This window comes from Chryseobacterium mucoviscidosis, from assembly GCF_002177115.1.
GTDB lineage: Bacteria > Bacteroidota > Bacteroidia > Flavobacteriales > Weeksellaceae > Chryseobacterium > Chryseobacterium mucoviscidosis.
In genome coordinates, this window is the sequence record NZ_MVAG01000136.1 from 1 (window position 1) to 19,829 (window position 19,829).

Below are 19,829 nucleotides of genomic sequence, written 5' to 3' on the forward strand. Positions count from 1 at the left end.
GCAAGAAGCCGGTATTTTTTTAAAAAAGTTCCAGAGAGAAATGGACAGAAAATCAAAGTAAACGAGTAAAGATCCTGTTTAGAGAATATCCCGACTTAGAAAAAATCTACCATTTATCGGATAGTTTAAGAAAAATATACAATCAAAATATAACAAAATCCGTTGCCATGTTGAAGTTGGCTCATTAGTTTAAGGATGTTGAAGAGTCGGGTTTTAAATCATTTTCTACACTAAAGAACACCATTATAAATCATTACAACGATATTCTCAATTATTTTGAAGCAAGAAGCACCAATGCTGCTGCGGAATCTTTTAATGCGAAAATTAAAAACTTCAGACTACAACTTCGAGGGGTAAAAGACAGAACTTTCTTTCTATTCAGATTAACTAAACTTTTTGCATAGCCCCCAAGTTTTGGCTATGATCCGCCATACCGGCATTTACTAATCACAGTTTAAAGAAATAAAAAGAGTATCACAAAAACTGCAATACTCTTTACTTAGTAGCGGGAACCGGACTCGAACCGATGACCTTCGGGTTATGAGCCCGACGAGCTACCTACTGCTCCATCCCGCGATATTGGACTGCAAATATACGAATTATTTTTAAAACTCCTAATTTTTCTTTTAAATAAAGGACTTTCATGAAAACTATTTTAATATTCGTATCTTTGAGGTATGGCAAAAATATTGAAAATTTATCCGGACAACCCTCAGGAAAACCTTATTAATGAGGTGATTAAAACCTTAAACAATGGTGGATTAATTATCTATCCTTCCGATACCGTCTATGCTTTAGGCTGTAATATTTTTGATATTAAAGCGATGGAAAAGCTTGCCCAGATCAAAAAAATAAAGCTCGAAAAGTCAAAATTCTCCATTATCTGTAATGATTTAAGCCATCTTTCAGATTTTACAAGACCGATCGATACTTCGACTTTCAGATTTCTGAAAAGCCATCTTCCGGGACCTTTTACCTTTATTCTTGAAGCCAATAAAAGTCTCCCTTTAGCTTACAAAGGACATAAAACGATCGGAATTCGTGTTCCTGATCATCCGATTCCGCAATTAATTGTTGAAAAACTGGGACATCCCATAGCTTCCACTTCCATAAAAGATGATGATGAAATTATCGAATATTCTACCGATCCTGAACTGATTGCCGAAAAATACGATCATTTGGTTGATATCGTGATTGATTCCGGTTATGGAGATAATATGGCTTCCACAATTGTAGACCTTACTTCGGGAGAACCTGAAATTATCCGTCAGGGAAAAGGAAATATTTAATTATAAAAAAGCTTTGTCTTTTTATTTAAAATGATGGTTGAAGGTTTTTAGTATGAGTCTGAACGGAAAATATTCCTTAGGAATTCTTCTTACATTTGTTTTGCTCGCCGCAGTAATGCTGTACATTTTTCCTCTTATTACAATGATGACGGGAGAAAAAACCTTTACTGCAACTGCATTTTTATATTCCAGAATGGTGCTCTGGATGGTTTTGGCAATTACTTTTCTGTACAGTTTCCTTATCGAAAAACAACCTTTTCTGCTGTGGAAAGACCAAAACTATTCTTTCACATTTTATCTGAAAAAAATACTCCGTCTTTATTTAATTTGTGCCGTTGGTGGAGCTTTTTTAAATCTTTTCATCAAAATCATCACCCACGAAAATACGAGTAATAAAATCGCACAGCTTTCATTCATTTTTAAAAACAATTATCCATTGATTATTTTTACCTGCTTAACAGCGGGAGTGGTGGAAGAACTTCTGATGCGCGGTTATATGCAGCCGAGAATTGAAAAAATTTATAAAAATCAATACGCAGGTATTGCAGTTTCCGCTTTTCTATTCGGAATTCTTCACATGACGTATGGAACGATAAGTCAGGTGATCATTCCTTTCTTCATTGGAGTTGTTTTTGCTTTGTTTTATAAAAAATATTTTAACATTAAGATTGTAATCATGTGTCATTTTATGTACGATTTTGTCTCACTGATGATCATGAATCTTATCAATTTCAAACATTTATCTGCCTTTTAACATTATGAAAATAGTAACATCCCCTGCCAAATTAATGAATGTGGAAAATTCAACCGACCTGTTGAAAACCACAACGCCTAAATTCATTGAACAGTCAGAATTTATACACTCTTATTTAAAACAGAAATCTCCGAAATATCTTTCTGAGCTGATGGAAATTTCCGCCAAATTAGCGGACGAAAACTGGGAAAGAAACCAAAAATGGAAAGCAAAACCTTCTGCAAAAGAATCCGCCCCTGCTCTATTTGCCTTTACAGGAGAGGTTTACAGAGGATTAGATGCCAAAACATTAGACAAAGATGCAGTAGATTATCTTCAGAAAAACCAGAGAATTCTTTCCGGACTATACGGATTGCTTAAACCTTCGGATAAAGTGATGCTTTACAGGCTGGAAATGGGAAGACCTTTTGAATTTGACGAATATAAAAATCTTTACGAATTCTGGAGAGAAAAGATAACGGAACAATTGAATTCTGAAATGAAAAAGAATGAAATTCTTCTGAATCTTGCAAGCAATGAATATTTTAAAGCGGTTGACCGTAAAAAACTCAACCATCAAATTATTGATTTCGATTTCTACGAATTGAAAGAAGGCAAACTGAAAACCATTGTGGTTTACACAAAACATGCAAGAGGTTTAGTCGCAAGATTTTGTGCACAGACCAATGCACAGACTTTGGATGACGTGAAGGATTTCAACTACGAAGGTTATCTCATTAATGAAGAAAAATCGACTGAAAACAAACTGGTTTTTGTAAGGTAAATGACTATTTCCGCATTTAAAAAACACTTTAAAACAGAACTTTCCGGGTTGTATACCGATTCGGAAAGCACTTTTTTAAGCTCCATATTCATGGAAAAAATTGTTGGGTTTGATGCTTTTGACCAGCGAAGATTTGCAGAACAGGAATTGCTTTTGGAAGATGAAAAAAGGCTTCTTGAAGTTATTTCAGAACTAAAAACTTCAAAACCCTATCAACATATTTTAGGCGAAACAGATTTCTACGGAATGACGTTTTTTGTGAATGAAAATGTGCTGATTCCCCGTCCTGAAACGGAAGAGCTTCTGGAATTTGCGATAAAAAAGATCAAAAGTTCAACGTCTTATATTCAAGGTTTAAAAATTCTGGACATCGGAACGGGAAGCGGAATTATTCCGTTGGTTTTGAAAAAGTACTTTCCAAAGGCGGAAGTTACTTCCATCGATTTTTCTGACAAAGCACTGGAAGTTGCCAGAAAAAATGCAGCATTTCATCAGCTTACTGTCAATTTCATTCACGCCGATTATCTGAATTTTGATTTAAAAGAAAACTTTGATATCATTATTTCAAATCCGCCTTATATCGCAATCGATGAAGAACAGGAAATAGAACATTCCGTAAAAGGTTTTGAACCGACCATGGCACTCTTCTCTCCTACTTCCGATGCTTTAATTTTTTACCGAAAAATTGCCGAAGATTCTAAAAAATACCTGAATAAAAACGGACTTTTATTTTTGGAAATCAATCAGAAATTAGGTTCAGAAACACTGGATTTATATCGTAATGAATTTGAAAAAGCAGCATTAATCAAAGATTTATCGGAAAATGACCGGTTTATTTTTGGAAGAAAGTAAATATGAATGGTCGATGACTATTTAAAGAAAACTCTATGGAGTTTTATATGTGTAGCAATCATATTCTGGAGATGCTTAGCGTTCCTGAGCTTTAACTAATTTAATAATGAAGAAAAAAATTGGTTTTAACCAAAGCTATTATAAATTTTGAATATCCGTTAAACAACCTATTACTATGCACCGATATGAAAATCAATTATTTATAACAGGCACTTCGACAAGCTCAGCTTGACACCTCTAATAATAAATGCTTGATTTTTAGCGATGTCAAGCTGAGCCTGTCGAAGCTTTAGGTTAATAAACGGACAATCAAAAAACTTTTTATTTAACCGCAAAAGTCACAAAAGATGACTAAACTTTTATTTAAAGCTGATCATTGCAAATGAAAAAGCTCACCATAGTTTTTAAAAATCTTTGATTTTTATTCTTTTGAGTGCTTTGATTATTCTGGAAATTCGCTTTAATATTGTCTTTTGTGCCTTTTGTGGTTAATTCTGAAATTAGTTTAAACAACTTCACAATTAAAAAACACAACATTTTGATAAATTTTAAGCGCATTTTTTGATCTTTTCATTTTAAATAAAAATTCATACAGATTCATCTTTTATTTTAGGTTTCAATTAAACTTGCGTATAAACTTAAAAAACTTAACTGGATTTTAAACAATCTCCGTTTAATTTTTATAACAAAATAGCTTTTCAGTACTTATATTGATTTTTTGGTAATCCAAAATCATTAGCTTTAATAGAGGTTATACGATTAAACAATTTTCAATAAATCACACCAGTCATTGAACAATAAAGGGTTTTAAAACTTTTTTCAAACAAATTTCACAACAAAAAGATTTAATTTAAATATTTATATATATTTGTGTGTAATCGATTACACATTATTAAATTTATTTTAAAACTATTAAAACATTATTAATCATGAAAAAGCTCTTATCTTTTTTTATTCTGGCTTTCGGCTCTTTTCTGCTGAATGCACAGGTAACGATTACACAGGCTACAGGATGGCTGGAAACAGCTTACGTAAAATGGAATCCCGTAAGCGGAGCCGATAGCTACAGAGTATATTACACAGGCGGCGGTTTTACCAACAAAATAATTGATAATCAGTTAATCAGAAATTACGGTTCTTACTTTCGTGCAGATATTTTAGGATTAAGCCCCGGAAACTACACCATAAAAGTAGCTCCTGTAACGAATAATGTGGAAGGAACTGCCACAGTTTCTGGTTCAGTTACCGTTCTTCCTCACGACAGAAATGGTTTCGCACACAGCAACGGAAGAGTTCCCGGTGCTTATAATCTGGACGGAACTTTAAAAGCCAATGCGGTAGTTCTTTACATAACTCAAAATAATAAAAATACGGTTTCGCTTAATGTAACGGGAGCTACAGCGAATCCATGTGTTGGTTTGCAGACGATTCTGGATGGTTTTAAAAAGGGATATGACACACGTCCTCTCGCCATCAGATTTATAGGAAACATAACCGATCCCAGTTATCTGCTAAACGGAGATGCGGTTGTAGAAAATAAAAACATCGCTGCAAGTTCAATTACTCTGGAAGGTGTCGGTTCCGATGCGCTGATCAACGGATGGGGAATCAGGATTAAAAATGCCACCAATATTGAAGTCAGAAATCTTGGTTTTATGCTGACTGATGCTGCGGAAGGAGACAATCTGAGTTTACAGCAGGACAACAGTTATATCTGGGCGCATAACTGCGATCTTTTCTACGGGAAACCGGGAAGTGATGCGGATCAGGTAAAGGGTGACGGCGCTCTGGATGCGAAAAAATCTACGTACATTACTTTTTCCTACAATCATTTCTGGGATAACGGAAAGAGCTGTCTTCTGGGTTTAAGCGAAGGAACGACTTCGGGATTGTACATTACTTATCACCACAATTGGTTTGATCATTCAGATTCCAGACATCCGAGAGTGAGGTATTATTCTGCCCATGTTTACAACAATTATTACGATGGAAATTCTAAATACGGAGTGGGTTCTACATTAGGTTCTTCTGTTTTTGTAGAAGGAAATTATTTCAGAAATGCTAAATATCCAATCCTGATCTCCAAGCAGGGAACCGATGTTGCCAATGGTGCAACCGGAACTTTTTCAGGAGAAAACGGAGGCGTTGTAAAAGCTTTTAATAATTTTATGACGGGACAGACCGCTTTTATTCCTTACAATTCTTCCACAGCGGCAAGCCATTTTGATGCTTATGTGGCTTCCTCGAGAAATGAAGTTTTAGGAACCAACATTAAAGCATTACAGGGAAACGGAACGTACAATAATTTCGATACGGACAATACTTTGTATGTTAACGCTCTGGTTCCGGATGCTCCAGCAACTGCAAAAGATAAAACGACACAATACTCCGGAAGAGTTTCCGGCGGAGATATTAACTGGACTTTCAATAACGCTGTTGATGATACTTCTGATGCTGTAAATACAGGATTGATGGCTTTGTTGCAAAATTATACGTCTTCGCTTGTATCGGTGCAGGGAGAAACTGCCGCTCCGGTAAGCTCACAGACTTTAACGATTGCTTCCAATAATGATCAGGCCGTAGCTTCGGGAAGCGCAATTGCTCCGATGGTTTTCACATGGGGAGGAACAGCAACCGATGCTACGGTAACGGGACTTCCGGCTTCGGGAATCAGCTTTGTTAAAAATACTACGGCAAAAACAATTACTGTTTCCGGAACACCGACTGCGGATCTGGATTTTACGGTAACCACAGTCGGTTCTGCGGGAACTCCGGTTTCAGGAACAGGCAGCATTTCGATTACGCCAACAGGAACCAATCCGCAGGGAAATGAAATTCACAATTTCACAACATCCAATTTAACGAGTTCTTTCTATACGTTTACATCTGCAAATATGAATTCTACGGACGGCTCTGCAACCTATAATGGATTAACTTTAACGAAAAGATTAAAGATAGAATCTGCAACGGGAATTACTTATACAACTACTGCTCCGTCCTCGCTTACACTTGTATTCGATCCTTCTTTTGGAGGAACAATTAAGGTGGATAATGTTTCTTATACCGCTTCATCAGGATTGGTTACTATTACAAATATTCCGGCAGGTTCGCATTCCATTACCAAAGGAAGCGTAGCAAATTTATTCTACATTAAAACAGAATATGCTTCTGCCATTATTTTAGCGACTCAGGAAAATAAAGCATCCCAGAAGTTAACAATTTATCCGAATCCTGTAGAAGATTCTTTCAGTATATCCACGAAAGATACTGTGGAATGGGTACAGATCATTAACAACGGAAGTGAAGTCTTAAAGACCATCAGAGGAAATATAAAAAATGTAGATATCCGCGAACTTAACAGCGGTATTTACTTTGTTCAGATCAAAACCAATAAGGAAATGATTTATCAGAAGATTATTAAAAAATAAATAAAATCAGGTCATTAACATTTTGTTGAGCCGTCTCATTTCTGGGGCGGCTTTTTAATTTTAAATATAAAGGTTTATTCCGGAACAACTTCTGAAATGATGCAAGACTTAATCTGCATTGAAAAAAACGATTTATTGTTGAAGCAGCTTAAAAAATTTTATTGATAAGAATGTAAAGAAATTCAAGGCTAAATTATTCGGTATCCAAGAAAAAATACTTAATATTCAGTCTTTTGATGTCAAAATTCAGTCTTTTATACTCTTTGTTAAGTGTTTTTGCCTCACTGAAGAGTCTTTTAAGGTGAATTTTGATTCTTTCACTATCAAAAATCAGTCTTTTACACTCAATTTTCAGTATAAAAGACTGGTTTTACACTCAATTAAAAGGTTTTTATCTGTCTTGAAGTTCAATAAAAAAGCAATGAAACATATAATTCATTGCTTTTAAATTTATCTGTAAGAAATCCTTATCCTATTCTTTTCCTCACAAAAATCTCATACCCCAAATAAATCAAAGGAAGCGACATGATTCCGAGATACATTGAGTTTTCAATCGCCGCCTGTGGCTGATTGGCAACGGCATAAATAAGACCGAAAAATGCACCTCCTAAATGGGCAGAATGACCAATATTATCATTTCTATTAGGATTAAGCATCATATAAACGGAATAACTGAAATACAATGTCCCAAAAAGCCAGCCCGGTAAAAAATTTACATTAATTTCATTCGGAGCCATAGCAATTGAGGCAAAAATAATTCCCGACACAGCACCAGAAGCACCAATAGCAGAATACCAAGGTTGATTTTTATAGATCAGCAAACTAAATAAATTTCCCAGAATCATAGATCCGAAATAGAGAATCAGGAAACCTATATTTCCAAAAAAAAGTATTACCGCACCCTGAAAAAAGTATAAAGAAAGCATATTGAAAAACAAATGCATAAAATCGGCATGAAGGAATGCCGAACTTATTAGCCTGAAATATTCTTTTCTATTGTTGATCGCACTGACACTGAATTTATATTTTTCAAACATTACAGCATTATTCAATCCCATATAACTAACAATACAGGTAACCGCAATAATAACTAAAACAATTGGACTCATAATTTATTTAATTTTCTGTATTATCGTCATTCTGAAACAGGTTTCCAATGGTTCCGTCTTCATCAAATCCCGCTATTGGTTCGGGATCTTCATACACTTCCGGTTCTTCTTCCACAGGTTCAGGAATGTTGATGTTGATGGATTTTACCTTGAATTTGGTAAACTGGTTTCCGATGGCTTTAATTCCCTTCACGGCAATAAATTCATCGATATTCACTTCTTCCGGCTCTCGTTCTTTGCCTTTGTCTTTTGCGAAAATAATTTCGGCAGTGGCTCCGTTGGCAACAATTACATTTTCAATGAACGATTTCGAATGTTCCGAAGGCATAAAAGTCTGCACATTCGGCGTATTTTCAAATAAAAACCGTTTGATAAAATAAATATCTTTTTCACCATCGTAATAGATGCAGGTTACCGGCTGATTCGGACGCCATTTTTCCAGCACCAGATATTCGTCATCGAAGCGGTTTCCAAGATCAAAAGAAACTAATTTTGCTTCTCCGTTGGTGTTGATGGTTAAAATTTTATCATCCCCTTTGAAGCTTCCCAGTAAAGTTCCTCTTCCGTCTGCATTCAGTCTTCTCACCGTATCATCAAACCAGATTCTTCGCGGTGCTAATGTAGAAACGCCTTCTTCCTTCAGATCCACTTTCTTCACGGAGTATTTTGTCACCAAATTTCCTTTGGAATCACGGCCTTTAATCGCCAGTTCTGAGAAATCGATGTCCATTTTATTTTTTCTGATTCTTGGATTGGGTTTCAGAAGAACCGTCACTGTTTCTGCTTCTCCGTTTGGATTTGCCGAAAAATAAAGCACTTCCGATCCTTTTTTATCTGAAGCTAAAGGATAGTCTGTATTTCGTGTAACACCAGTTACTGAAAAACGTTTCATATAGTAAGGTCCTTCTCTTCCTTCGCGGTAGATCATATTGTAGACTGTCCTTTTATCGTTTTTCTTCCAGATCGCAACATAGAGAATATCTTTTCCGATGAACGTTTTTGCCTCCACTTTTACCACTTTCATGCTTCCGTCTTTTCGGAAGGTAATGATGTCGTCGATATCCGAACAGTCGAACAGATACTGGTCTTTTTTCAGAGACGTTCCGATAAATCCTTCTTCGAAATTGGCGTAGAACTTTTCGTTCGCAACCGCAACTTTTGTTGCATCAATGGTATCGAAAATTCTAAGTTCAGTTTTTCTCTGTCTGTCTTTACCGTATTTTTTCTGAATGTTCAGATAATAATCAATCGCGTACTGAATAAGATTTGCAAGATGATGTTTCACTTGCTCAATCTTACCTTCCAGCGCAGCAATATTTTCTTTAAATTTATCTAAATCGAATCTTGAGATTCTCTTAATTCTGATTTCTGTCAGTTTTAAAATATCTTCTTCCGTTACGGCTCTTAAAAGATGTCCGGTATGAGGTTTCAGTCCTGCATCAATCGTTTTCAGAACATCTTCCCATGTTTTTACCTCTTCAATATCGTGGTAAATTCTGTTTTCGATGAAGATTCTTTCCAATGAAGAAAAATGCCAGCTTTCCTGAAGCTCATGAAGTTCGATCTCCAGTTCTTTTTTAAGCAAAGAAACAGTATGATCTGTATTCATTTTCAGGATTTCAGAAACATTCAGGAACATCGGCTTATCGCCGACAATCACACAGGCATTCGGAGAAATGGTTACCTGACAATCGGTAAAAGCATATAAAGCATCAATGGTTTTATCCGGAGAAACATCGTTATGAAGATGAATCAGGATTTCAACTTTATCGGAAGTATTGTCTTCAATTTTTTTGATCTTGATCTTTCCTTTTTCATTGGCTTTAATAATGGAATCAATCAGATCGCTTGTTGTTTTTGAGTACGGAAGCTCCGTAATAATAAGGGTATGCTTATCGTAAGGGGAAATTTTAGCTCTGGCTCTTACCTTTCCTCCACGGTGTCCGTCGTTGTATTCTGAAACATCCAGATAACCCGCCGTCATAAAATCAGGGAAAAGCTCAAACTTTTTACCTTTCAGATACGCCACAGAAGCGTTGATAAGTTCGTTAAAATTATGCGGAAGAATTTTGGTTGAAAGTCCGACTCCGATTCCTTCAACGCCCTGCGCTAAAAGCAGCGGAAATTTTACAGGAAGATCAATCGGTTCGTTATTTCTGCCGTCATAAGATTTTGCCCATTCCGTTGTTTTCGGATTGAAAACCACTTCGAGAGCAAAAGGGGTTAATCGGGCTTCGATGTATCTCGCCGCCGCCGCAGAATCTCCGGTGTAGATGTTCCCCCAGTTTCCCTGAGTATCGATCAAAAGTTCTTTCTGACCGATTCCTACCATCGCATCGGTAATGGAAGCATCACCATGAGGGTGATATTTCATGGTATTTCCAACGATATTGGCAACCTTGTTATAACGTCCGTCTTCCAGCTCCCGCATGGAATGCATGATCCTTCGCTGAACAGGCTTAAATCCGTCATAAACCGATGGAATTGCCCTGTCTAAAATTACATAAGAAGCATAATCCAAGAACCAGTCTTTATACAGTCCTGAAACTTTTTTTAAGCTTTCGCCTTCATGCGAGTATTCTTCTGTCATTCTTTAATTTATTAACTCTTTTTCTCTTTATTGGCCTTAACGACCTTATTTAAGGAAACTTTTAAATCACTAATTTCTCTTTTGGTAAGATATGAAATTTCATACCTCAAAATGGTAGAACCGCTGTTTTTGCTTGAGATCGTAACATAAAGTCTTTTCATAAAGAAAAGATCTACAACCTCAAATTTTTGCAGTTTGTATTTCGGAAACTCATCACTTAACGGTTTTTGCAGAAAAGGAATAATGTTCCTGTTTCTGAAATGCAGAGCTTCTCCATCACTGTCATATTCAAAGATCTGCCTTCCGTTAAAATAAAAGAGTACTACCAAAATAATTGGAACAAAAATCAATAGTAATTCTTCTTTTCCCAAGATCCTAAACTTATACTCTTCTAAAATATAAGCTCCGATACCTCCGACTAAAAGCATAGCCAATAAAGTACTAATGAAGCTGTATACCGAAGTTTTATTGCGGTTACTAAGTCTCATATTAATATTTGTATTAGTGGATTATTTGTGTTTTTTTAAAATAAAGATTTTAATTAGCTTTCATTTATGACTTCACTCAATATTTCTTTTTTATTAATATCAGGGTCTTCAACTACCAGATTTTCAAGGATAAAAGTTTGTCTGTCTGGTGTATTTTTTCCCATGTAGAATTCCAAAAGCTGATCAATGGTTTGGTCTTTTCCTACCACAACAGGTTCCAGACGGATGTCTTTGCCGATAAAGTGTTTGAATTCGTCAGGAGAAATTTCTCCCAATCCTTTAAATCGGGTAATCTCCGGATTTTTTCCCAATTCATTTAACGCTTTTGCTCTTTCCTGTTCTGTATAGCAATATCGTGTCTCTTTTTTATTTCTTACTCTGAATAAAGGAGTCTGAAGAATATAAAGGTGTCCGTTCTTAATCAGATCCGGGAAGAACTGAAGGAAAAACGTGATCATCAACAGACGAATGTGCATTCCGTCGACATCGGCATCGGTGGCAATAATTACCTGATTGTATCGAAGATCTTCAAGACTTTCTTCAATGTTCAAAGCAGCCTGAAGAAGGTTAAATTCTTCGTTTTCATACACTACTTTCTTGGTTAAACCATAGCAGTTCAAGGGTTTTCCTTTCAGAGAAAATACTGCCTGTGTTTCCACATCTCTGGATTTTGTGATGGATCCGGATGCAGAATCTCCCTCGGTGATAAAGATTTGGGTTTCTCCCTTTCTTTCGTTTTTCTGATCGTTGTAATGCTGTCTGCAGTCACGAAGTTTTTTATTGTGAAGAGAAACTTTTTTGGCTCTTTCTCTCGCTAATTTCTGAATTCCGGAAAGCTCTTTTCTTTCTCTTTCCGAGATTAAAATCTTTCGTTGGATCGCTTCAGCAACTTCAGGGTTTTTATGTAAAAAATTATCTAATTTACTTTTCAGGAAATCAATAACAAAAGTCCTTACGGTGGGTCCGTTCGGTCCGATGTCATTCGATCCTAATTTTGTTTTGGTCTGAGACTCGAAAACAGGCTCTTCCACATTAATGGAAACTGCAGCCACAATGGATTTTCTAACGTCGGAAGCATCAAAATTTTTATTAAAAAACTCACGGATTGTTTTTACGTAAGCTTCTCTGAAGGCATTTAAATGGGTTCCTCCCTGTGTTGTATTCTGTCCGTTAACGAATGAAAAATACGTTTCGGTCTGAGATTTATCGGTGTGCGTAATGGCAACTTCAATATCATTGTCCTTCAGGTGAACAATGGGGTAAAGCGTTTCGTTTTCCAGCTCTTCGTCCAGCAAATCTTTCAAACCGTTTTCTGAGAAGAATGTTTCTCCGTTGAAAAGAATTTTCAAACCGGGATTCAGATAGGCATAATTGCGGAGCATTCTTTCGATATACTCTTTTCTGAATTTGAAGTGAAGGAAAATATCGGCATCCGGAATAAAGGAAATCTCGGTTCCGTTTCTGTCTGAAGAATCTTTTTCTTCAAAATTTTCTGTAATAATACCTCTGGAAAATTCTGCGGCTTTCATCCTCCCGTCCCGGAAAGAACGAACCCTGAAATAATCGGAAAGTGCATTTACAGCTTTTGTACCGACTCCGTTAAGACCTACGGATTTTTTGAAGGCTTTACTGTCGTACTTCCCTCCGGTATTCATTTTAGAAACCGCATCCACTACTTTTCCCAACGGAATTCCGCGTCCAAAATCACGGATCGTAACTTTACCGTCATCTAATTTTATTTCAATTCTTTTACCTGCTTTCATTCTGAACTCATCGATGGAGTTGTCCAGAATTTCTTTCAGTAAAATATAGATACCATCATCGGCGGAAGAACCGTCTCCCAGTTTCCCGATATACATTCCGGGACGCAGGCGGATATGCTCCTGCCAATCGAGGGTTCTGATATTATCTTCGGAATAGATCGGATTTATTTCTTGTGACATATGTAATTTCAGCAAACATACAAAAGTACGAAATTGAAGAAAATTATCCGAATATTTTGGTTCATTTTTTTGTAAATATTCTTATAGGTATTGCATTATTAATAATGAAATTCTATATTTACATTATTCAATATCAAGTGAAAAACCAGCTTTATTTTATTTTTTTCGTTAAAATTAAAGCTGATTATGTTTCAAATTAATAATCTTATTAACATCAATAAAATATTATCTTATGATTGTCTCTCTATAATTACTTAGTAAAACTGAAACCAAAAACCAAACTCACATGAAAAATAAATTGAACGCCTGTATTATTGACGACTTAGATGAAGGCAAATACGTTTCCCAACTCCTGAAAAAGGAATTTCCTGAATTCGAAACTGATCTTCAGACGAGCTGTATTCTTTTCGCTTCGGATTATTTTACAAAACATTCCACGGATATTTTATTCGTTGATATTCAGAATTTTAAAGAAAACGATATTGAAGCATTAGTGCAGTTTAAAGAAAATGATTTCCCGATTATTCTCATCACAGAATCTGAAAAATCTGCTATTCAGGCAATAAAAAGAGGATTTATCCATTATATTTTCAAACCTTTAAAAAATCTGGATTTCGTTCTCACCGTTAATAAAGCTCTCGAAAAATTCAGAAAAAACAGAATCTCCTCTCTTTCAGGTTTCCAAAACAAAATCAATCTTCCTACCCTGCAAGGATTTAAGCGGGTAAATATTGACGAAATCATCCGTTGCGAAGCAGATTCCAATTACACTTCTATTTATCTTTCGGACAAAAGCAAAGTAATGGTTTCCAAAACATTGTGCGATTTTGAAAAAAATCTTTCCGAATATAATTTTTTCAGAATTCATCACAAACACCTCATTAACCTCGAACATCTTAAAGAATATATCAAAGGAAAAGGCGGACAGGTCGTAATGGCAGACAATTCCGTCCTCGATGTTTCCATTCGCAGGAAAAACGAATTCCTTCATAAAATGGCTTAACGTAAGAAATAATATTTTTTTTCATCTTACCTGTGATGTTAGATTACAGGAAACATTCTGTTTTTCAATACTATAACAATATCATTCAGACATTTTAAAATAAGCCATTCCCATTTTTTGAAAAGAAAAACACATTTACGTGCAAAAAAACTACACTTACTCAAAATCCATCCGCATTTACTTAGTCACTTTAGTGTGAGATTGTTATATGTGATAATTTTAAGGTCTTAACTACATGTAGAAAATTTAACAGCTAAAAGGTGAAAACCAAAATGTATTCAATGAGTATTAATTCTTAAAGTTTTTGTTGGTTTTTGATGTACAAAATCAAGTTAGCATCATGGTAAGAATGTATTTTTTAATCTTCTGCTTTCTTTTAGGAAACGTAATGCTTTTGGCACAAAATCCTCCCTGTTCAGACTTTAATGATCCTGTAAATCCTTACGGAAACTGGGCTCCCGCTGCTGCACCCAACGGAAATGTAAGTGTAGGTGTAGGTTCTCCGAATCCTCTGGACGGATCGCAGTTTCTTATTATAAAAGACAAGTCGGGAGGATCGTGGTACCAGAACTGGAAAGATTACCAAAAGCTGGGAAACTATTTTCTGGGGCAGTGTCTTTATTTTGATTTTTATCTGGACAATGACAGTGGTTACGGATTGCCTTATCATCCATACATCACACTTTCTGACGGAACCAACAGCGCTACATTTGTGGCAAGTGTAACAGTAACTCCGGGAAGCGGATGGTTCGTATAAAAGCTCCTATTCAGCTTTCCAGCGGCGGTGTTCTTCCAAGCAATTCGGATGGAGCATGGACGATGAGTCCTGTAAATGCGGCAATTTTTGATAACATCATCATGAATTCTCAGGTTCTTTCCATTACGCCGGATATTACGTCTACACAACAGGAAGTGATGTATTTCGATAACATCTGTGTAAAGCCTTGCGAAGGATGCAACGAATGTAATTCTAACTTTAAAATCCAGACAACAACAAGCACATCAGGAAATTACACCACAGCTCAGATATTTCTTGAAAGCACCAATTCTCCAAGTTTATATAAAGTAGACTGGGGCGACGGAACGACAGGAGATGTACTGACTTCGCACATCTACAACACTCCGGGAAGCTACACGGTTTGTGTTATACAGTTTGAAGGAGATCAACCTAAGTGCAAAACCTGTATTTCTATTTGTATTCCGAAACCTGCGGAAGGAGGAAACGCTAAAAACCCGGGCAATTTGAAATCTCCTTTAAAAGATGTTGCCGAAGCAGCAAGAGCTGAATCGGAAACAGCCAGTCAGCCGGAGTACAATCTGGTTCCCAATCCCGCAAAAAACTATGTTGATGTACAGACTAATCTTTCCAAAACAGGCACTGTAACCGTTAAAATAATGGATACTTCCGGAAAGATTCTGATTAATAATTCCGAAACGGTAGAAAGCGGAAGACAAAGCATCAAGATTAATACTGAAAAACTGATTCAGGGAACTTATATTGTTGAGATACAATCCGAGAACGTAAAATCTTCGCAGAAACTGCTCATAACGAGGTAATGCAATTCATATCTTCAAAAAAGCCATCCGAAATCGGATGGTTTTTCTTTTTTAAGCAATTCTTTAAAACATTATCAGTCTTTTATTCACCTTTCAACAAACTGAAATCAAATCTCTTTTGTTTTTTGTGATTAATTTAAACCTTTACATATCTTTTGATTGTAAAAAATAAATTAAATTCGAGAGATCAAAAATTTAACCTTAATGATACAACTTCCTTTATCCAAACTTTCCAATGTAGGAACTACCATTTTCAGCCAGATGACGCAGCTTGCCAACGAAAATGAAGCCATCAATCTATCGCAGGGTTTTCCAGATTTCATGCCCGATTCCGAATTGCTGGATCATGTAGATCATTTCATTAAAAAAGGCTTTAATCAGTATGCTCCGATGGGCGGAATGATCGGTTTAAAGGAAGAAATTGCCGGAAAAATAGAAAATTCTCATCAGGCAGTGTATCATCCGGATTCTGAAATTACGGTTACCGCAGGCGGAACTCAGGCTATTTTCACGGCAATTGCGACTTTTGTAAAGAAAGAAGATGAGGTCATTATTTTTGAACCGGCTTACGACTGTTATGAACCTACGGTAGAACTCTTCGGCGGAATTGTGAAACGTTTCGAGATGAAAGCTCCCAATTATGAAATCGACTGGAATGTGGTAAAAAGTTTAGTTTCGGAAAAAACCAAAATGATCATCCTGAATAACCCGAACAATCCTTCCGGAAAGATTTTAAAGGAATATGACATTCAGGAATTAATTAAAATTGTGAAAGGAACTTCTATCCTGATTTTAAGTGATGAAGTGTATGAAAATATTGTTTTTGACGGAAAACAGCATTTAAGCATCTGCAAATATCCCGAACTGAAAAACAGAAGCCTTTTAGTGGCTTCATTCGGAAAACTGTTTCATGTGACCGGGTGGAAAATAGGCTATTGTGCGGCTCCGAAATATCTGACGGATGAATTCAGAAAAATACACCAGTTTAATGTATTCTCCGTGAATACACCGATGCAGCTTGCTTTGGCGGAATACATGAAAAATCCGGATCATTATAATCATCTGAATCAGTTCTTTCAGGAAAAAAGAGATTTTTTAAGACAAGGGTTAGCCAATACTCCATTTGAATTGTTAGACTGTGAAGGAACGTATTTTCAGGCTTTAAAATATGATAAGATTTCTGACAAAAGCGATCTTGATTTCGCGCACGAACTCACGATTAATCATAAAGTGGCAAGTGTTCCTTTCTCTTCTTTTTATAAAAATAAGCTGAATGAAAATGTAATCCGTTTGTGTTTTGCCAAGAAGCAGGAAACTTTGGAAAAAGCTTTGGAGAATTTGTCTAAACTGTAATTTCGTTGATCGTTGATTTAGCAAATAAGAAGACTTAAAAAAGCTAATTTAACTCATTTTAATTTGATTGTCCGTTTATTAACCTAAAGCTTCGACAGGCTCAGCTTGACATCGCTAAAAATCAAGCGTTTAGTATTAGAGGTGTCACACTGAGCTTGTCGAAGTACCTGTTATAAATAATTGATTTTCATATCAGTGCATAATAATAGGTTGTTTAACGGATATTCAAAATTTTAAATTTAACCACAAAAGATGCAAAAGACTTTATTGAATTTATTTAGAGTATTTCAAAACTCTGCAAAGAGAAAAAATCTTTGATTTTTTAAACTTATGTGCTCTTTTTTTCCATTTAAGTAATAAAATCGCTTAAGTCTTTTGCATCTTTTGTGGTAAAAAATCTAAACACTATAAAAACATACCTCCGGAAGCTTCAATTCTCTGTCCGTTGATCCATCTTGCCTCTTCGGTACAGAGGAAAGCCATTATTCCGCCGATATCGTCGGGAACTCCTGCTCTTCCTAAAGCGGTATTATTGGCAACCATAGTATTGATGTTTTTATCATCCCTTGTTCTTCCGCCGCCAAAATCTGTTTCAATAGCACCGGGAGCCACAACATTGGATTTAATTTTTCTTGCACCCAATTCTTTTGCCTGATATTTCGTAAGCATATCAATCGCTGCCTTCATAGAGCCATAAACGGAAGATCCGGGTAATGCAAACCTTGCCAAACCTGAAGAAACGTTGATGATTCCACCACCTTCATTCATAAAAGGCAAAAATTTCTGAGTCAGGAAAAATACTCCCTTAAAATGAATATCCATCATATCGTCCAACTGCTTTTCAGTAACCTCTGGAATCGGGCAATATAATGCTGTTCCTGCATTGTTGATGAGATAATCGATATTTCGGCTGCCTGTATTTTCTTCAAGATGATCTCCGACCGTTTTCACAAAAGCATCAAAACTTTTCACCTCTTTTGTATCCAGTTGATAAGCAATTGCTTTCTGTCCTAAAGACTGAATTTCTTCTACTGCTCTATCCGCTTCTTCCCTGTTGCTTTTATAAGTTAAAATCACATCAAGACCTTTCTGGGCAATTTTAATCGCTGAATTTTTTCCTAATCCTCTGCTTCCACCTGTAATTAGTGCAATTTTTCTTCTTGTTTCCATTATTTAATGATTTATTTTAATGAGACAAAGTTCAGATAATTTACGGTTCAGGCGTTTGCTTTATTCAAACTTAAATTTGCAAAATTCAAATCATGACCGGAATTCCAGTGGAGCGAGAGATGTTTTCTTTTTGAAAAAGTTAGAGAAGTGTGCAATCTCTTCAAATCCGAGAGCGTAGGAAATCTCAGAAACATTCCACTTGGTCTGTTTCAAAAGTATTTTTGCTTCCTGAACAATTCTTTCTGCAATAATTTCGGTAGTTGTTTTTCCTGTACTTTCTTTCAGTTTTTTATTTAAATAATTTACATGAACCGCCAATCGGTCTGCATAATCTTTTGCCGTTTTCAATTGCAGTCTCTGATCCGACGATTCTATGGGAAACTGCCTTTCCAACAGTTCTATAAACAGCGAAACAACACGCAGTGAAGCATCATTTGACGTTGATAATTTTGAAGCCGGCTGCAACTTTTGTCCATAATGAATAAGCTCCAGAACATAATTTCGGATAAGATCATACTTAAAAATATAATCGGAATTGATTTCTTTTTTCATCTTATCAAATAGGAGTTCTATTTCGTCTGCCAAATCATCATCAATTTCAAACAAAGGAACATTTCCCGGCTGAAAGATCGGTAAATCTTCAAGCGTATTGTGTGATTTGTCTTTAATAAAAAAATCTTCCGTAAAAACGCAGAAACTCCCCGACTGGAAAGGATCTTCGGGAATCCAATGATACGGAACTTTAGGAGTAGCAAATAAAAGTGCATTCCCTTTTATCTGAATAATTTTATCTGCATATTCCGCTCTGTTTCTGCCTCTTATTAAGCTTATCTTGTAATATTTTCTTCTGTTATAAGGCATTTCGGAGGTTGTTTTGATTTTTTCAATCGTTTTGGCGATATCAAAAACATTGAAATGACCAATTTCTTTATGAAGCCCTTTCGGAAAAATGGTTTCGAGATCCGTTCCGAGTTTCGCGGTCATTTCTCTGTAAAAATCATCCAGCGAAGTGTAAGAAGTATGCTGCATTTTTTCCATACCTAAGAATTTGTAAAATTCAAATGTACGGAATATTCTTTCTGAAATCCACAACAATAATTTTATAAATTTATCAAAATAAGGTAATTTATATTAAAATATTTCATAATTTAGCAATTACCAAATTAAAATTTTATTCAATATGAAAAATCAAAATCTATCAAATGGAAAAAAGCTTAATAATAAGCAGCTAAGATCCATCAAGGGTGGACTACAACAATGTGTTGATCCGGAAACAGGACTTTGTAAAGCTTATGGCAGACGTTGTGCAGAACCTGAATGTTTCGAACTTCCTTAATTCTTTAAAATCATCATTATGAAAAATCAAAAGTTACAAAACGGAAAGAAACTGAATAAAAAACAGTTAAAATCTATTACTGGCGGAAAAGAAATATGCACAGATCCTTTTACCAAAGAATGTCTTAAATATGGTATTGGCTGTGTAGAATTAAAATGCCAACTCATTGATTTATAAACTGGTTAATTAAAAAA

17 protein-coding genes, 1 tRNA gene and 1 pseudogene are annotated in these 19,829 nt (G+C 35.8%); 12 read left to right on the forward strand and 7 right to left on the reverse strand.

Annotated features, from left to right (window positions below):
* Positions 1-74: 74 nt before the first annotated feature.
* Positions 75-404 (forward strand): annotated as a pseudogene (locus B0E34_RS21635) (transposase).
* A 99-nt stretch (positions 405-503) separates the two neighbouring features.
* On the opposite strand, the gene B0E34_RS17365 reads toward B0E34_RS21635, so the two are convergent.
* Positions 504-576: transfer RNA gene (locus B0E34_RS17365), tRNA-Met, on the reverse strand.
* Between the two features lie 101 nt (positions 577-677).
* On the opposite strand from B0E34_RS17365, the gene B0E34_RS17370 reads away from it, so the two are divergent.
* The 5 genes from B0E34_RS17370 (at position 678) to B0E34_RS17395 (ending at position 7,086) form a co-directional block, all read left to right on the forward strand.
* Positions 678-1,289, forward strand: a complete 612-nt coding sequence (locus B0E34_RS17370; protein ID WP_087711565.1) for an L-threonylcarbamoyladenylate synthase — start codon at positions 678-680, stop codon at positions 1,287-1,289.
* Positions 1,290-1,341: 52 nt separating this feature from the next.
* Positions 1,342-2,043, forward strand: coding sequence for a CPBP family intramembrane glutamic endopeptidase (locus B0E34_RS17375; protein ID WP_087711567.1), 702 nt, complete (start codon positions 1,342-1,344; stop codon positions 2,041-2,043).
* A gap of 4 nt (positions 2,044-2,047) precedes the next feature.
* Positions 2,048-2,806: a peroxide stress protein YaaA gene (gene yaaA / locus B0E34_RS17380; RefSeq protein WP_087711569.1), complete on the forward strand. Its 759-nt coding sequence runs from the start codon at positions 2,048-2,050 to the stop codon at positions 2,804-2,806.
* Entirely contained in the window at positions 2,807-3,658 is an 852-nt protein-coding gene (prmC, locus tag B0E34_RS17385) for a peptide chain release factor N(5)-glutamine methyltransferase (RefSeq protein ID WP_087711571.1), read from the forward strand. It abuts the gene before it with no gap.
* Positions 3,659-4,587: 929 nt separating this feature from the next.
* The gene (locus B0E34_RS17395) at positions 4,588-7,086 is read left to right on the forward strand and encodes a pectate lyase family protein (RefSeq protein ID WP_087711575.1); all 2,499 of its coding nucleotides are present in this window, start codon (positions 4,588-4,590) and stop codon (positions 7,084-7,086) included.
* Positions 7,087-7,553: 467 nt separating this feature from the next.
* On the opposite strand, the gene B0E34_RS17400 is transcribed toward B0E34_RS17395, so the two are convergent.
* From B0E34_RS17400 to B0E34_RS17415, 4 genes are read right to left on the reverse strand one after another with little or no spacing between them, the layout of a single operon-like run.
* Positions 7,554-8,195: a rhomboid family intramembrane serine protease gene (locus B0E34_RS17400; RefSeq protein ID WP_087711577.1), complete on the reverse strand. Its 642-nt coding sequence runs from the start codon at positions 8,193-8,195 to the stop codon at positions 7,554-7,556.
* Between the two features lie 7 nt (positions 8,196-8,202).
* On the reverse strand, positions 8,203-10,785 hold the full coding sequence (locus B0E34_RS17405) for a DNA gyrase/topoisomerase IV subunit A (protein ID WP_087711578.1): 2,583 nt from the start codon (positions 10,783-10,785) through the stop codon (positions 8,203-8,205).
* 11 nt (positions 10,786-10,796) lie between these two features.
* Positions 10,797-11,273, reverse strand: a complete 477-nt coding sequence (locus tag B0E34_RS17410) for a hypothetical protein (RefSeq protein WP_087711579.1) — start codon at positions 11,271-11,273, stop codon at positions 10,797-10,799.
* A gap of 53 nt (positions 11,274-11,326) precedes the next feature.
* Entirely contained in the window at positions 11,327-13,216 is a 1,890-nt protein-coding gene (locus B0E34_RS17415; protein WP_087711580.1) for a DNA topoisomerase IV subunit B, read from the reverse strand.
* Between the two features lie 286 nt (positions 13,217-13,502).
* Between B0E34_RS17415 and B0E34_RS17425 the strand changes: the two genes are divergently transcribed.
* The 4 genes from B0E34_RS17425 (at position 13,503) to B0E34_RS17440 (ending at position 17,129) form a co-directional block, all read left to right on the forward strand.
* On the forward strand, positions 13,503-14,219 hold the full coding sequence (locus B0E34_RS17425) for a LytR/AlgR family response regulator transcription factor (protein WP_087711583.1): 717 nt from the start codon (positions 13,503-13,505) through the stop codon (positions 14,217-14,219).
* Between the two features lie 340 nt (positions 14,220-14,559).
* Entirely contained in the window at positions 14,560-14,976 is a 417-nt protein-coding gene (locus B0E34_RS17430; RefSeq protein ID WP_087711585.1) for a hypothetical protein, read from the forward strand.
* Positions 14,964-15,776, forward strand: a complete 813-nt coding sequence (locus tag B0E34_RS17435) for a T9SS type A sorting domain-containing protein (protein WP_087711587.1) — start codon at positions 14,964-14,966, stop codon at positions 15,774-15,776. The genes B0E34_RS17430 and B0E34_RS17435 overlap by 13 nt, the downstream gene beginning before the upstream one ends.
* A gap of 204 nt (positions 15,777-15,980) precedes the next feature.
* The gene (locus tag B0E34_RS17440) at positions 15,981-17,129 is read left to right on the forward strand and encodes a methionine aminotransferase (protein WP_087711588.1); all 1,149 of its coding nucleotides are present in this window, start codon (positions 15,981-15,983) and stop codon (positions 17,127-17,129) included.
* Between the two features lie 405 nt (positions 17,130-17,534).
* Here B0E34_RS17440 and B0E34_RS17445 read toward each other — a convergent pair whose 3' ends face one another.
* On the reverse strand, positions 17,535-18,299 hold the full coding sequence (locus B0E34_RS17445; RefSeq protein ID WP_087711590.1) for an SDR family NAD(P)-dependent oxidoreductase: 765 nt from the start codon (positions 18,297-18,299) through the stop codon (positions 17,535-17,537).
* Positions 18,300-18,389: 90 nt separating this feature from the next.
* Positions 18,390-19,328, reverse strand: coding sequence for a helix-turn-helix domain-containing protein (locus tag B0E34_RS17450; RefSeq protein ID WP_370688437.1), 939 nt, complete (start codon positions 19,326-19,328; stop codon positions 18,390-18,392).
* A gap of 151 nt (positions 19,329-19,479) precedes the next feature.
* Here B0E34_RS17450 and B0E34_RS22035 point away from each other — a divergent pair, with 151 nt between their 5' ends.
* Both B0E34_RS22035 and B0E34_RS21165 read left to right on the forward strand, forming a co-directional pair.
* Positions 19,480-19,635 carry a hypothetical protein gene (locus tag B0E34_RS22035; protein WP_123956691.1) on the forward strand — a complete coding sequence of 52 codons (156 nt, stop codon included), beginning with the start codon at positions 19,480-19,482 and terminating at the stop codon, positions 19,633-19,635.
* An 18-nt stretch (positions 19,636-19,653) separates the two neighbouring features.
* Positions 19,654-19,812, forward strand: coding sequence for a bacteriocin (locus tag B0E34_RS21165; RefSeq protein ID WP_123956693.1), 159 nt, complete (start codon positions 19,654-19,656; stop codon positions 19,810-19,812).
* Positions 19,813-19,829 lie beyond the last annotated feature (17 nt).